The following is a 14,702-nucleotide window of genomic DNA, read 5'->3' on the forward strand; positions in this document are numbered from 1 at the left end:
TTGTTCATTTTCTCCCAAAATATCATGGCGCAGAATGAACAGGGAACCGGATATCCGTATTTTGTTAACTTTACGCAAGGGGTACAGCCTCAGGAAGCCTATAAAGTAGCAACAAGCGGTGTCCAGAATGATGCTACGTTTACTACAGACGGATTACGACTGACCCGAAGCGTAAATAATATTTCAGGAGGGGTAATCCTGGCTGATAAAATATTCAAAAGTGATCAGGGAATCAAATTCGAATTTGAATTTGCCATTTATGGAGGAAATACCAATGGAGGCGATGGAATCTCTATATTCTTAGTAGACGGATCTATCCCTAAAACCCAACTTAATCTCGGATACTTTGGTGGTGGATTAGGATATAGTTTTGTACGTGGAGGCGAGTCTACAGAAGGACTTAGAGGGGCCTATTTAGGAATAGGTCTGGATGAATACGGAAATTTTAAAACAAGCTTTAATCAGAGAGAAAGGGTTAGAAATGGAATTTTTGGAGTGGGATTAGCTGATGGACGAAGCAATATTTCTTTAAGAGGTAAACGCGGAAATCAATATCTGTCGTCGGCAGAGCCTGCTGGATATAATGGCTATCCATTACTTTACAGTACAGCTACCAATGCCTCCCCTTCCAGTACCAACAGATCTGCTTATCTGGATACTACAACAGGAAAGTTTGTCGGTATTAAAAACACGACTCTTCAGCAATTCAGCATTGAAAGTGGTGGAACGACCTTTCCTCTCAATGAAAATGACGCAAGATTCCGTAAAGCATATGTCACATTAGTGCCCAATCCTTCCGGTGGTTACAATGTAACCCTGGAAATACAGCATGGAACTGTGAAAGAAAAAGTGATCGATAATTATTATTATCCAACTTCTCTGAAATATACTGAGACTACCATATCCAACAATACGGTAAGAACGCTGGATACCTCACCTCCTTCTACTTTTAGAATTGGTTTTGCGGCTTCTACAGGAGCGGCTAAAAACATACACTTATTGAGAAACTTAGGGGTGACCAGACCTTATGCTGCTGAAGTAACAGATGATCTGTTTGCGGGATGCCCTGGGATAAAATCAACCTATTATCCTTTGCTTAATGATGCGGCTTATTCTTCAGCAAACGGTCAAAATCCGCCAACACTTTCATATAACAACCTTGATTTTAATTCATTCCGATTTTTGGATAATAATGGCGCTGTAATTCCTAATATAACAGGCGGCGTTTATACGAACAGTCAAGGGACATGGACCTATTTACCCACTACTGGAGCGCTTTCTTTCAAGCCTGCGGTTGGGTTTACAGGAGTTGCCCAAATACAATATGATATTAAAGGTGGTGGAAGCAATGGTACTGAAGCTCCTTACAATAATGAAGAATACAGATCGTTGCCGGCACTGGTACAGGTTAATATTTCAAGTGCAAATAACTGCAGCAAAGCCTGCGTTATTTCCAACAAAAATGTAACTCAGAAAATCACAAGATAATCTGATAAAAACCAGCTTTTAAGAGCTGGTTTTTTTATTTTTTACAGAATGAAGGTCAATACGTATTGTTTTTAGTAAAATACTGAACCGCATCTTTGATTGCTTTATCAATGGATTGATACTTGATCCCCAGCTCATTTACCGATTTCTGGTTAGAATAATAATTACAAATCTGCAGGGCTTTCATATGGGGCGAGCAAAGATTCGTTTTGATGTTTAATTTTCTTAAGCCATCTCCTATCCATCCTAAGATCTTGAGGATCGTATTGGGAATCGGGATCATCACCGGATTCTGATCAGTGATTTTATTTACTTTCATAAAAAACTCCTTATAACTAAGGTTTTCTTGAGCCAGTAAATATTTCTCCCCATTTTTCCCTTTCTTAACAGCCTCTACTACTCCATTGGCGGCATCTTCTGCGTGAACAAAGTTTTTTCCACCTTTTGGATAGAAAACGAGTTTCTTTTTCCAGGCCCAAAAGATTATTTTGCCGGAACTGGGTTTGCTGTCGTAAGCTCCTATCATAAAAGTAGGATTAAGAATAACAATATCCATGATGTTACGATGTTGTAAAAGATAATTTTCTGCTTCCACTTTACTTTGTGCATAGTGAGATTTTGTAAATGGGTAATGTTGAATTTTTTGCTCATTCCCGGGATTTTCTACACTACCATGGCCTAATGTATTGGCAGAACTTATAAACAGGAATCTTTTGATCCCACAGACTTTTGCCTGGGTAAAGACCTTCACAACCATATCATAATTTATGTTCTTATAATCTTCATAGCTGAGAAGATCCTGACGGGTTTCCGCAGCAATATGGATGAAGCAGTCTACTTCTTTGAGAAATAATGAGAGATCGGCAGCCAGATCACCTTCAATCAGCTTCAGATTTTTGTCTTCTTCACCCAAATACTTGCTTTTCTGGCGCACCAGAGCAATAACAAAATAACCATCTTTTAATAATTTAATAATGACGTTGGTCCCCAGAAGCCCGGTAGCTCCGGTTACAAAAACTTTTTTCATATGTTACTTATCTTTTTTAAGCCCATTCGGCATCCCCTCATTTTTCTCCATATAAGCATAGTATACATGAAGTTTCAATGATGTCAGTCTTATGCTTCGATTTCTCTTTTTATTGCCTGGGTCATCAGCGGAAGTTTTATCCATATCGGTAAAATTTTCATGATCAGCCAGCTGATTGGGTTCACCATAATTACGGAATCTTTTTTAAATAACTGGTGAATACAGTAGGAAGCTACTTTATCAGGATTTAAAAGGGTCAGCCTGCCCAAAAAACCTTGTTTTTCAATTCGTTTACATACATCCGTATTGGTTTTCATGGCTCCGGGATTCACGACGCTTACAAAAACATTGGTATCTTTCAGTTCTTCATGTAATCCTCTGGAAAATGAATGGATAAAGGTTTTAGAGGCCGGATATACTGTTTTAAAACCTATAGGAGAAAAAGCGGCCATGCTTGAAACATTTAAAATATAAGCTTTCGACTGCCTTAAAAGATTAGGAAGAAGCTGATGGGTAATAAGTGAAGTAGCAGTTACATTCACCTGAAGAATAGTATTGATATAGTCAGAGCTGGCTTCTGTAAACTTTTTGGTACCTCCAAGACCTGCATTATTGATCAGGATATGAATCTCAAAGGATTGATTAAGCCATGCCGTAAGTTTCATCACATTATCATGTACGGAAAGGTCTACTTCATAATAATGGGCTTTTATAGAATAGTTTTTTTCAAGTTCTTCGGTGAGTTCTTTTAAATTCTGATGGGGAAGACTTACCAGGATAACGTTGATATTTTTCTTAGCCAGATTTTCAGCGAATGCTTTTCCCAGCCCCTGGCTGGCTCCTGTGATAACTGCGTATGATTCTTTGGTTTCCATAAAACAAAATTTTATGGTACAAAGCTATTATAGAAGTAAAATTTTAATGTTCCGACTTATCTTAATGAACCCATTTTCAAACAATCCTTAAAAAACATTAAAACACTGAATTACAAGTTATTACAATTTACAGAAAGTTAAAATTTATAAATCGGAACTTATTTTTTTAAATTCAGAAGGAGTTTGCCCGGTCAGTTTTTTGAATGTAGTATTAAAAGAAGTCTTGGAATTGAATCCCGACTCATAGGCAATTCCTAAAATTGAAAATTTACTGTCAGCATCTTTTAGAAGTACTTTTGCATACTCCACTCTGTATCCGTTCACATACTGAAAAAAGTTCTTTCCAAAACCCGTATTGATGACATAAGACAGATGATGACTGGAAACCTCAAGTGTTTCTGCCAATTTTATCAGGTTCAGATCACTATCCAGATAAGGTTTGCCGGTCTCCATAATGTTTTCCAGCTGAATCTTAATCTTACCTAATTCTTCGTCTGAGATCAACTTTCTTTTCACTTCTTCTTCATCAGCATCTTCATCAATAGAGATCAGCTCCTGGCGCTGTTTTTCTTCCAGAGGATAAATCTCTTTCTGCTTCAGAGAATAATAAGCTACCCAGTAAATAACCAGCAAAAAAACCGTATTAATGAAGAAATTTAAAGATTTGGGATCATAAAACAGGTTGTAGATCACATAAATGATATTGACGATGAACAGCACAACAATAATATATTCCAGCCAGTTGAGGTTAATTCCTTCCGTATTGGAAGAAAACTGCTGAATCTTTCTTTGATGCTTTCTGATAATGATATAGGAAAGGCCAGTATAAAAGAGAGCCTGAATAAGGATCAAAATAACACTCAGATATTCAAATGGATTAGTAAAACCAGACTGTATCAGGAAAAGGCATATCAGGAAAGCTGCCGGAAGCAATAGGAATTTAAGATCCGTAATTTTAAATGTAAAAGTAGGATTGGTATAGAACAGCACGCTGAAATAAAAAACAATTGGCGTTAAAAACTGGACAAACCGCACTATATACAGGGAATGGAACTCAATGGCTGATCCGGTAATTAAAAACAGAACCTCATCCATCCAAAAGGTAGACCACAGGAACAGAAAAATTCCGAACCAGAAATTGGCCTTTCTGTTAACCTGTAAAGGGTTGGTCAGCTTCAGCAGCGAAAGCAAAACCAATGAACCATAGATAAGTATCACGATGAAACTGTTTAATTCTGATGTGTTCATTGGTTTTGATATTTTTAGTAAAAATAGTGTTTTATCCTATTCTTTTCCTGACAAAGATCTGATATCCCAGATAAATTAATGGCAGTGACATCACTCCTAAGAAAAGCATATTGCTCATAGCCAGCTGTGGGTGCATTACAATAGAATAAACAAGTCCGAAAAAGGCTCCTCCCAAATGAGCAGCATGCCCCAGGTTATCCCATTGCTTAGGATTCAGCATCATGTATACTGAATATCCAAAGTATAGTGTTCCAAACAGCCATCCCGGAAGGAAGTTAACACTGATTTCATTCGGTGCCATTGCAATAGATGCAAAAATAATTCCTGACACAGCACCAGAGGCACCAATAGCAGAATACCAGGGTTGCTTTTTATAGATCTGCAGACTGAATAGATTCCCGAGAATCATTGATCCGAAATACACGATCAAAAATCCTATTTCTCCAAAGAAGTGAATAACCACTCCCTGAAAAAAGTATAGGGAAAGCATATTAAAAAATAAATGCATAAAATCTGCATGCAAAAATGCAGAACTGATAAGCCTGATATATTCTTTACGATTGGCAATAGCCCCAACATTAAATTTATATTTTTCAAATAAACTGGTATTGTTGAGTCCCATGTAACTAAAAATACATGTAACAGCCATTATAATTAAAACAACTATATTCATCTGATGTTTTTTTATCTATTTTTTTGACCTGAAATTCTTTATTTATTCAGATTCATTATTCTCTCCATCCTGAAACAGATCACCGATGACCCCACCATCTTCATCCATATCTCCTGTCTGTTCCGGCTCTTCATACACTTCCGGCTCTTCTTCTACAGGTTCTGGAACCGTGATGTTGATTGCTTTCACTTTAAATTTCGTGAACTGATTTCCAATTGCTTTTATTCCTTTTACAGCAATAAATTCATCAATAGCAATGGTCTCAGGTTCGCGATCTTTTCCTTTATCTTTAGCAAAAATAATCTCTGCTGTTGCTTCGTTGGCCACAATTACATTCTCAATGAACGATTTAGGATGTTCTGAAGGCATGAAAGTCTGTACATTAACGGTATTTTCCAATAAGAATCTCTTGATAAAGTACATATCTTTCTCTCCGTCATAATAAATACAGGTAATTGCCTGTCCGGGTCTCCATTTTTCAAGCACTAAGTATTCGTCATCAAAACGGTTACCCAGGTCGAAAGAAACCAGTTTTACCTCTCCATTGGTATTAATGGTCAGAATCTTGTCATCTCCTTTGAAACTGCCTAATAAAGTTCCTCTTGCATCTGCATTCAGCCTTCTTACCGTATCATCGAACCATATCTTTCTCGGGGCGAGGGTAGAAACTCCCTCTTCCTTCATATCAACTTTTTTCACGGCATATTTCGTCACAAGGTTTCCTTTGGAATCTCTTCCCTTAATGGCAAGTTCGGAGAAGTTGATTTCCATTTTATTTTTTCTGATCCTTGGATTCGGTTTTAAAAGTACTGTTACAGTCTCCGCTTCCCCATTGGGATTAGCTGAAAAATACAGCATCTCTGAACCTTTTTTATCTGAAGCTAAAGGATAATCTGTATTTCTTGTTACTCCGGTTACAGAAAAACGTTTCATATAATAAGGACCATCTCTACCTTCACGGTAAATCATATTATATACAGTCCTTTTATCATTCTTCTTCCAGATTGCCACATGCAGAATGTCTTTGCCAATAAATGTTTTAGCTTCTACTTTTACCACTTTCATGCTTCCATCCTTTCTGAAAGTAATGATATCATCAATATCAGAACAATCAAACATATACTGATCTTTCTTCAGGGATGTTCCGATGAATCCTTCTTCAAAATTGGCATAGAATTTTTCGTTAGCTACGGCTACTTTTGTCGCGTCAATTGTATCGAAGATTCTAAGTTCTGTTTTTCTCTGCTTATCCTTCCCATACTTCTTCTGAATATTTAAATAATACTCAATAGCATAAGGAATCAGATGAGCCAGGTTATATTTTACCTGTTCTATTTTCCCTTCAAGAGCAGCAATATTTTCTTTAAATTTATCTAAATCGAATCTCGAAATTCTCTTGATCCGGATCTCCGTTAATCTTAAAATATCTTCTTCCGTTACTGCCCTTAAAAGATGTTTGGTATGAGGTTTTAACCCTTTATCTATTGTTTTTAGTACATCATCCCAGGTTTTTACCTCTTCAATGTCGTGGTAGATTCTGTTTTCAATGAAAATTCTTTCTAATGAAGAGAAATGCCAGTTTTCCTGAAGTTCATGAAGCTCAATTTCGAGTTCTTTTTTAAGTAAAGAAACCGTATGATCCGTATTCATTTTCAGAATTTCCGAAACATTCATAAACATGGGCTTATCTCCTACAATTACACATGCATTGGGAGAAATAGTTACCTGACAGTCTGTAAATGCATACAGTGCATCAATAGTCTTATCCGGTGAAACATCATGATGAATGTGGATCAGGATTTCCACTTTATCCGAAGTGTTGTCCTCAATTTTCTTGATTTTGATCTTCCCTTTCTCGTTGGCTTTTAAGATAGAATCTATCAGATCGCTCGTAGTCTTGGAATAAGGAAGCTCAGAAATAACCAGAAGGTGTTTATCTGTCTGGGTAATTTTTGCTCTCGCTCTTACTTTACCTCCTCTGTGGCCATCATTATATTCGGAAACATCCAGATAACCGGCAGTTAGAAAGTCCGGAAATATTTCAAATCTCTTTCCTTTTAAATACGCCACCGAAGCATTGATCAGCTCATTAAAATTGTGAGGAAGTATTTTGGTGGAAAGTCCTACCCCAATTCCTTCCACTCCCTGAGCCAAAAGCAGGGGGAATTTTACCGGAAGATCAATAGGTTCATTATTTCTGCCATCATAGGATTTTGCCCATTCTGTTGTTTTGGGATTAAATACCACTTCCAGTGCAAAAGGAGTCAGCCTGGCTTCAATATACCTTGCGGCAGCGGCAGAATCTCCCGTATAGATATTTCCCCAGTTTCCCTGGGTATCTATCAGGATTTCTTTTTGCCCGATCTGCACCATGGCATCCGTAATTGAAGCATCACCGTGAGGGTGATATTTCATGGTATTTCCTACAATATTAGCTACTTTATTATACCGGCCATCTTCCAGTTCTCTCATAGAGTGCATAATCCTACGCTGAACAGGTTTCAGCCCGTCATACACCGAAGGGATAGCTCTATCAAGAATTACATAGGAAGCATAATCCAGAAACCAGTCTTTATAAAGTCCGGAAACTTTCTTTAAGCTTTCACCCTCATGCGAATATTCTTCTGTCATTTTTATTTTTAATCTTTTTTCTCTTTATTAGCTTTCACTACTTTGTTCAGAGAGAGTTTTAAATCATTTACTTCTTTTCCGGTCAAATAAGAGATCTGGTATTTCAGTACGGTAGAACCGTTATTCTTACTTGAAATGGTAATATATAGTCTTTTGATAAAGAGAATAGTGATTACATCATATTTTATCAGTTTATATTTTGGAAACTCATCATACAGAGGAGTATTCAAAAAAGGAATAATATTTCTATTTTTAAAATTCAGGGCTTCTCCATCACTGTCATATTCAAAAATCTGTCGTCCGTTAAGATGGAAGATGAACAACATCAGAACTGGAACCAGAATCAGTAAATAGCTTTCATTTTTCAATACATTAAACCTATATTCATTTGCTAAAAAACTAACTATTCCCAGTACAACCATCATAAGGAGCAACGTATTGATAAAATTATACAACGATGCTTTGTTACGGTTACTTAGTCTCATTTAATTTTCATGTTTATTGTAAGTTTTAAGAGTTGCTTACTTCATCCAAAGCTTCTTTCTTATCAATATCCGTTTCTTCCACCACCAGATTTTCCAGGATAAATGTCTGCCTGTCCGGTGTATTTTTTCCCATATAAAATTCCAGAAGCTGGTCTATGGTCTGATCTTTCCCAATGACTACAGGCTCTAAGCGGATATCTTTTCCGATGAAATGTTTAAATTCATCCGGAGAGATTTCTCCCAGTCCTTTAAATCGGGTAATTTCAGGATTTTTCCCAAGTTCATTTAAAGCTTTTATTCTTTCTGCTTCAGTATAGCAGTATCTTGTTTCCTTTTTATTTCTCACTCTGAATAACGGGGTCTGCAGAATATACAGGTGGTTATTTTTGATCAGATCAGGAAAAAACTGCAGGAAGAATGTGATCATCAATAAACGGATGTGCATCCCATCGACATCGGCATCGGTTGCTATAATTACCTGATTATACCTAAGGTCTTCAAGACTTTCCTCAATATTTAAAGCAGCCTGAAGCAGGTTGAATTCTTCATTTTCATACACTACTTTTTTGGTTAATCCGTAGCAGTTCAAAGGTTTTCCTTTTAGTGAAAATACAGCCTGCGTTTCCACATCTCTGGATTTTGTGATGGATCCTGATGCAGAATCACCCTCGGTAATGAATATTTGGCTATCGCCTTTTCTTTCTGCTTTCTGATCGTTATAATGCTGTCTGCAATCGCGAAGCTTTTTATTGTGAAGAGACACTTTTTTAGCTCTTTCTCTTGCCAGTTTCTGAATTCCCGAAAGTTCTTTTCTTTCTCTTTCGGAAATCAATATCTTTCTCTGGATCGCTTCCGCAATTTCCGGGTTTTTGTGCAGGAAATTGTCAAGCTTGCTTTTCAGGAAATCAATAATAAAGGTTCTTACGGTAGGGCCATTGGGTCCCATATCATTAGATCCTAATTTTGTTTTGGTCTGGGATTCAAACACCGGCTCTTCTACATTGATGGAGATAGCAGCAATGATAGATTTCCGGATGTCGGAAGCATCAAAATTTTTATTGAAAAATTCACGAATAGTCTTCACATATGCTTCACGAAATGCATTGAGATGCGTTCCTCCCTGAGTCGTATTCTGTCCGTTTACGAATGAAAAATAAGTTTCCGTCTGAGATTTATCGGAGTGGGTTATTGCTACTTCAATATCCTCGTCCTTCAGATGAACGATAGGATAAAGGGTATCACTTTCAAGTTCTTCTTCCAATAAGTCCTTCAGACCATTTTCAGAAAAATAGGTTTCACCGTTAAAAAGAATTTTCAGTCCTGGATTCAGATAAGCATAGTTGCGGAGCATTCTTTCGATGTACTCTTTTCTGTATTTAAAATGCAGGAATATCTCACCATCAGGAATGAATGAGATTTCGGTACCATTTCTGTCCGAAGTTTCTTTTTCTTCAAAATTTTCCGTGATCATTCCACGGGAAAATTCAGCAACCTTCATTTTTCCGTCACGGAAAGACCGTACTCTGAAATAATCTGAAAGGGCATTTACGGCTTTGGTACCTACTCCATTCAGTCCGACCGACTTTTTAAACGCCTTACTGTCGTATTTACCACCGGTATTCATTTTGGAAACGGCATCTACCACTTTTCCCAATGGAATTCCACGGCCAAAGTCACGGATCGTAACTTTACCGTCATCCACTTTTATTTCAATTCTTTTACCGGATCTCATCCTGAACTCATCAATGGAGTTGTCCAGAATTTCTTTAAGTAAAATATAAATACCATCATCAGCAGAGGACCCATCTCCAAGCTTCCCGATGTACATGCCGGGGCGCAGACGGATATGTTCCTGCCAATCGAGGGTTCTGATATTATCTTCTGAGTAGGTTGGATTTATTTCTTGTGACATATATGATTTCAGCAAACATACAAAAGTACGAAATTGTAGAAAATTATCCGAATTTTTTCAATCTGTTTTTTAGTATTTGTAATCATATTTTGCATTATTATCATCCAAGTCATACCTTTACGTTATTATTCATGATCACGTGAAAAATATATTTATTTTCCTCATAACTGCTATTTTTTTTTCTTTATCATCAGTATTTTTTGCACAAATCCCCGGATTGGTAAATTATGGCGAAGAGGAAGGACTGAATAGCTCATATACCTACACATTAAGCCAGGACCTCAACGGTTTCATCTGGATAGGAAGCGATAATGGGCTATTTCGCTTTGATGGAAAAGAGTTTAAACAGTACAATTTATAGAAAACAAAATCCCTCTTGAAATTCAATTAAGAGAGACTTGTTATATTTAATTTTTAATAATGACTAGTGTAAACAAATGTGATTTTTTTCGTCACAATTAGTGTTTTGTTAGTCTTCCATGTATTTATGGAAGACTTTTTTTGTTAAAATATAATAAAGAAAACAATTCAAATGTTTAAAAGATTCTATTAAGGAAATTATTACATGTTTTAAATTCACTATTTAGAGAAATATGTTTTTTTGTATTGATATTCCTATTACATTTGAAAAGAATTTTTTTATAATAATTATTTGTATTGTCATTTTAATAGCCTTCCATAAACAGAAGGCTATTTCTGTTTTGAGACTATCCAGAAATCCGACTTCATACTTTTAAATATATTGGATGTGAAGACTTCAATTGGCTTCTTGGTGAAAAATAAAAAAGGTGACTTTGATTATGCCAGTGTAATGAATTTATTGAGCCATGAAACCCGTTTTGATGACGTAAGATGGAAGGAAGGTTTAAGGCTCTTAAAACAGAGTTACAGTAATTTTTTAAAGGGTTACCAATATGATTTTGAAAAACAGAATTCTGAGGGCAAATTTGAGCGTATAGAACTCAATTTTTCGGCCCTGTAGCCCACAAACATATTTTTTCGTTTACCACACCGTCGGAAATACTCCGAAATTATTAAAAAAAGAATACCATAAACAAATACAATTATAATGGTTGATTTAAAATAAAATCCCTCTTGGCCAAGCTCAGGAGGGATTTTTTAATCATTTAAGCTCTATTTATAGAGTTCTTTGTTTATTCTGTAATTTTCCAAAATATCCAATCCTGAAGACGTCAATTCCAAGGGTATTTTGAAGCATTTTGTGTCTTTATCATAGATCACAGATTTTTTATTTTCCCTGAATATAGTAGATAACTCAATCATTTTCAAAGAAGCTTCCGGGAATTTCACTTCGGTCTGATCGAATATCGCAAGAACTGTTTTCTTTCCAATGATACTATTCATTCTTTCGAGTTTCATTAGTTCATGATATCTTATGTAGAAATAAGATCTGTTTTTACTTGTATAAAAAGACAGACATTTCACTTCAACTTCAATATCCTTACAATTTTTAATAACATAATCAGCTCGTTTTACCGTAAAGGAATCGATGATGTTATAATCTGAAAAACTCTCACTATCCTGAGGAACTAGTTCTACAATGAATTTTTGTTTTCTTGCCTCCTCTTTGAATATTGCCTGGGCCAGAAGTCCATTTCTGAATTTCTCATGACATAAGTTTTTATATTCATCAGAATCTCTAAGATAGAAGGGAGCGGAATCCAGAGAACCAGCCACTATAAGAGCATCATTAACCTCGCCTTCAATATGGTATATCAAATCTTCTAACTTTTCTACATAGGCAGAGAAAGGATTGCTTGTTTTATCTTCGTTATTTATCAAATAGTATCCCATAATTATCTGATTTATACCAAATATAATAATAAATCACAAATAAAGGAAACACTTTTTATTTATTCTAAAGGAAGGATATTAAAAAATAGCATCGTGTTCAGATGCTATTTATATCTTTTGTTAGCAGATGCTTAATCTCTTCTTTTAATTCCTGATTTTGTTTCTCTAATAAGATAATGTACTTCTGAAGTTTTTCTATGATCAAATCTTTACGAAGTGATCTTTTTTTAGAGACAGAAATAAAATTCCCTTTATGGTCTCTAACTTCTTTTATGTCTTCAACACAAACACCTAATGCGGCGGCCAGCTTTTCCCATTCACTATCATATATTTTCACCAATCCTCTCTCTTTTCTGGAATAGTTGGATACATCAGTAGGCAAAATATCCGCTAACTCCTTTTGAGTTACATTCTTTTGTTTCCTGACAATCTCTAGTTTTGTAGGGGCCATAATTATATGAGTTTAATTAAACACCATATTGGAATAATATACTATTCATCAATATTATTTAGGATAAAGAAAACAAAAGTAGGAATACTCCTACTCTTGCTTCTTTTAAAAATTATTCTTCAGGATCAAAGGATTCTTCAATAAACCTTATATATTCCTTTGTTGTCTGATAAAGCATATCATAATAATAATAGGCATGACGTTTATAATCGTCTTCAAACTTATTAGTATTATACAATCTTACCGTACCGTCCTCTAAAAACTCTTTCCTTGTACCATCATCTGTCACGGTTTCAATATCACTGACATCATATCTTGTTTTAGACCCAAAAAACCATAAAAATGAAAAAGCAGGAGGATCAAAATGTGGATGTACAAACCTTTCAAAAATAACCACTTTGGTTATCTTTTTTGCCTCAAGCTTTTCAAATATAATTAGTTTGTATCCCGGTTCTTCCCACCATCCTTTCCTGAAATTAATTTTACATGACTGATAATCCGTTTCAATTCCTATAAAATATTTCCCTTTAAAAGGTCTGTATTTAATAATAGTTTTTCCAGAAACAATTTTTTCAGAAAATTCTGCAAACTTTAAGTCTAATAAAGCTTGATAATACAGTATCCATCCTTTTACATTAAAGAAAGGCCCATTTATTAGTACATTATAAAGCTTCTTTTCATCAACTATTTTGTCTTCAAAACTGTTGAATTGGCTTATTTTATGGTAGGCTTCTTCCTCTTTGGGGCTCGCCCAAAATATTTCCTTTGAAAAGTTTTCTTTTTCGGACATTTTACGCCCTAATAGTGTAATAGTTTGATGTGTGTGATCGCTAAAACCAGTGAGCGTATTTTTAAATTCAACCGTATTGTAGTCAATAAAAAACTTTAGATGAGATAATCTCTCTTTTAGAAGTTCAATATGATCATTCAAATCACCATATTTTATTCTGGGATCTAAAATTTCTAAGAATAGACTACTTCTTAAACCTGTATTTTGATTTTTAAGAATGTATTGCAGCGTTTGATCTGCAAGCCTTTTTTCATCTAATTCTATATGTGCGAATTCGTTCATAAATTTATTTTTAATTAGGAATTAACCTTACTGCAATATTTAAAATTAACAAGGCCACAGCTAAACCAGTTCCCATTTGATTAACTGTTTGAGGTTGATTCTGTTTTACCGGATCTCTCTGACGATTTTGGCAGTTTATACAATTATAATAAATCATACCATCAGTTCCAATAGGAACAGTATAGTTAAATTGATAACCTGTTTTAAAATCGGTTGCTATCCTTCCATTTATAGGAGGAATTGGAGCTCCCTGAGATGATCCCACATAAAACTTCTCGTGTTTGAGCATCGTAAGGGCATCAGCATATACCTGATTTTGATATTTTCCTCTCATTGAAAGTGATGTCTCCATAAAATGTCTCATTGGTTTGAGCTCCCATACTGCATTTGTCCCATTATTCATATAATACAAATCTGGTCGTAGCTTAAGATCCCACTTCCAGATCTTTTGGAGATCTTCTGGAAACCAATCCTTTTGCAGTCTAGGTACTGTTTTAAAATAATCAGACATCGCCCTATGGGCATAAAGCCCTATCATTTGCGGTGTTAAATCATCTATTCCAGAGCCTGCATCATTATAGCCAGGAGAAATAATATACTTAGAGGCAGCCATATCTGTAGACGTCATTCTATTTTCAAATAAAGTCCCCGTATAGCTTAATCCTGCCATAGCTCCTCCTAAGAAATTAGACCCGTTAAATGCGGAGTTTAACCCTCCGGAAACAATTCCCGGTAAAAAGCTTTTAATGGCTCCCGGATTACTGGTTATATTTCCTAATGCCCCGGAAATAGCCGCTCCGCCTATAGCTCCACCCAGTACCGCGCTCCAGGAGCTTTCCCAGTTCCATTTTCCGGGATTCCATGAGCCATTGGCCTGAACCCCTGCTAAATATCCACCTACCATAGCTCCAATAAGCCACGGTAAAAACTCTCCGCTTGGATCATTATACATCAGTGGATTATTCATCACATACCCATACTTATTATAGTTTTGGGTATTCATAGGATCCTGTATATTTTCATCA

12 protein-coding genes and 1 pseudogene are annotated in these 14,702 nt (G+C 35.8%); 2 read left to right on the forward strand and 11 right to left on the reverse strand.

The features are described 5' to 3' along the window. The first annotated feature begins 24 nt into the window (after window positions 1-24). Window positions 25-1,488, forward strand: coding sequence for an L-type lectin family protein (locus DRF57_RS21440; protein ID WP_167449395.1), 1,464 nt, complete (start codon window positions 25-27; stop codon window positions 1,486-1,488). A 55-nt stretch (window positions 1,489-1,543) separates the two neighbouring features. On the opposite strand, the gene DRF57_RS21445 is transcribed toward DRF57_RS21440, so the two are convergent. The 7 genes from DRF57_RS21445 to DRF57_RS21475 form a co-directional block, all read right to left on the reverse strand. Further along, complete coding sequence (locus DRF57_RS21445) at window positions 1,544-2,515, reverse strand: NAD-dependent epimerase/dehydratase family protein (RefSeq protein WP_115920762.1); 972 nt, start codon at window positions 2,513-2,515, stop codon at window positions 1,544-1,546. Between the two features lie 89 nt (window positions 2,516-2,604). Beyond that, window positions 2,605-3,390, reverse strand: a complete 786-nt coding sequence (locus tag DRF57_RS21450; protein ID WP_084087534.1) for an SDR family NAD(P)-dependent oxidoreductase — start codon at window positions 3,388-3,390, stop codon at window positions 2,605-2,607. 144 nt (window positions 3,391-3,534) lie between these two features. Then, the gene (locus tag DRF57_RS21455; RefSeq protein WP_115920764.1) at window positions 3,535-4,638 is read right to left on the reverse strand and encodes a helix-turn-helix domain-containing protein; all 1,104 of its coding nucleotides are present in this window, start codon (window positions 4,636-4,638) and stop codon (window positions 3,535-3,537) included. Between the two features lie 31 nt (window positions 4,639-4,669). Then, the gene (locus DRF57_RS21460; protein ID WP_047485775.1) at window positions 4,670-5,311 is read right to left on the reverse strand and encodes a rhomboid family intramembrane serine protease; all 642 of its coding nucleotides are present in this window, start codon (window positions 5,309-5,311) and stop codon (window positions 4,670-4,672) included. Between the two features lie 42 nt (window positions 5,312-5,353). Beyond that, complete coding sequence (locus tag DRF57_RS21465; RefSeq protein ID WP_115920766.1) at window positions 5,354-7,942, reverse strand: DNA gyrase/topoisomerase IV subunit A; 2,589 nt, start codon at window positions 7,940-7,942, stop codon at window positions 5,354-5,356. A gap of 8 nt (window positions 7,943-7,950) precedes the next feature. Beyond that, window positions 7,951-8,427: a hypothetical protein gene (locus DRF57_RS21470; RefSeq protein ID WP_084087539.1), complete on the reverse strand. Its 477-nt coding sequence runs from the start codon at window positions 8,425-8,427 to the stop codon at window positions 7,951-7,953. 25 nt (window positions 8,428-8,452) lie between these two features. Next, window positions 8,453-10,339 (reverse strand): DNA topoisomerase IV subunit B, encoded by a 1,887-nt coding sequence (locus tag DRF57_RS21475; RefSeq protein ID WP_047485781.1) that lies wholly within the window; start codon window positions 10,337-10,339, stop codon window positions 8,453-8,455. 748 nt (window positions 10,340-11,087) lie between these two features. Here DRF57_RS21475 and DRF57_RS21485 point away from each other — a divergent pair. Then, window positions 11,088-11,321: a hypothetical protein gene (locus DRF57_RS21485; protein WP_123863370.1), complete on the forward strand. Its 234-nt coding sequence runs from the start codon at window positions 11,088-11,090 to the stop codon at window positions 11,319-11,321. A 152-nt stretch (window positions 11,322-11,473) separates the two neighbouring features. Here the strand turns inward: DRF57_RS21485 and DRF57_RS21490 are convergent, their stop codons facing one another. From DRF57_RS21490 to DRF57_RS21505, 4 genes and pseudogenes are all read right to left on the reverse strand, one after another. Beyond that, complete coding sequence (locus DRF57_RS21490) at window positions 11,474-12,154, reverse strand: hypothetical protein (protein WP_115920771.1); 681 nt, start codon at window positions 12,152-12,154, stop codon at window positions 11,474-11,476. Window positions 12,155-12,251: 97 nt separating this feature from the next. Beyond that, entirely contained in the window at window positions 12,252-12,605 is a 354-nt protein-coding gene (locus tag DRF57_RS21495; protein WP_115920773.1) for a helix-turn-helix domain-containing protein, read from the reverse strand. A 112-nt stretch (window positions 12,606-12,717) separates the two neighbouring features. Beyond that, window positions 12,718-13,677 (reverse strand): hypothetical protein, encoded by a 960-nt coding sequence (locus tag DRF57_RS21500; RefSeq protein WP_115920775.1) that lies wholly within the window; start codon window positions 13,675-13,677, stop codon window positions 12,718-12,720. Window positions 13,678-13,687: 10 nt separating this feature from the next. Continuing rightward, window positions 13,688-14,702, reverse strand: a pseudogene (locus DRF57_RS21505) (hypothetical protein); the annotation flags it as partial.

The sequence above is a fragment of the Chryseobacterium rhizosphaerae genome (genome assembly GCF_003385455.1).
GTDB classification, from domain to species: Bacteria; Bacteroidota; Bacteroidia; order Flavobacteriales; family Weeksellaceae; genus Chryseobacterium; species Chryseobacterium rhizosphaerae.

What these genes read in the sequence shown, in the direction of transcription:
- DRF57_RS21495 (WP_115920773.1), bottom strand. Translation starts at nt 12,605, where the DNA reads ATGGCCCCTACAAAACTAGAGATTGTCAGGAAACAAAAGAATGTAACT.
- DRF57_RS21465 (WP_115920766.1), bottom strand. Translation starts at nt 7,942, where the DNA reads ATGACAGAAGAATATTCGCATGAGGGTGAAAGCTTAAAGAAAGTTTCC.
- DRF57_RS21475 (WP_047485781.1), bottom strand. Translation starts at nt 10,339, where the DNA reads ATGTCACAAGAAATAAATCCAACCTACTCAGAAGATAATATCAGAACC.
- DRF57_RS21490 (WP_115920771.1), bottom strand. Translation starts at nt 12,154, where the DNA reads ATGGGATACTATTTGATAAATAACGAAGATAAAACAAGCAATCCTTTC.
- DRF57_RS21470 (WP_084087539.1), bottom strand. Translation starts at nt 8,427, where the DNA reads ATGAGACTAAGTAACCGTAACAAAGCATCGTTGTATAATTTTATCAAT.
- DRF57_RS21455 (WP_115920764.1), bottom strand. Translation starts at nt 4,638, where the DNA reads ATGAACACATCAGAATTAAACAGTTTCATCGTGATACTTATCTATGGT.
- DRF57_RS21460 (WP_047485775.1), bottom strand. Translation starts at nt 5,311, where the DNA reads ATGAATATAGTTGTTTTAATTATAATGGCTGTTACATGTATTTTTAGT.
- DRF57_RS21500 (WP_115920775.1), bottom strand. Translation starts at nt 13,677, where the DNA reads ATGAACGAATTCGCACATATAGAATTAGATGAAAAAAGGCTTGCAGAT.
- DRF57_RS21440 (WP_167449395.1), top strand. Translation starts at nt 25, where the DNA reads ATGGCGCAGAATGAACAGGGAACCGGATATCCGTATTTTGTTAACTTT.
- DRF57_RS21450 (WP_084087534.1), bottom strand. Translation starts at nt 3,390, where the DNA reads ATGGAAACCAAAGAATCATACGCAGTTATCACAGGAGCCAGCCAGGGG.
- DRF57_RS21445 (WP_115920762.1), bottom strand. Translation starts at nt 2,515, where the DNA reads ATGAAAAAAGTTTTTGTAACCGGAGCTACCGGGCTTCTGGGGACCAAC.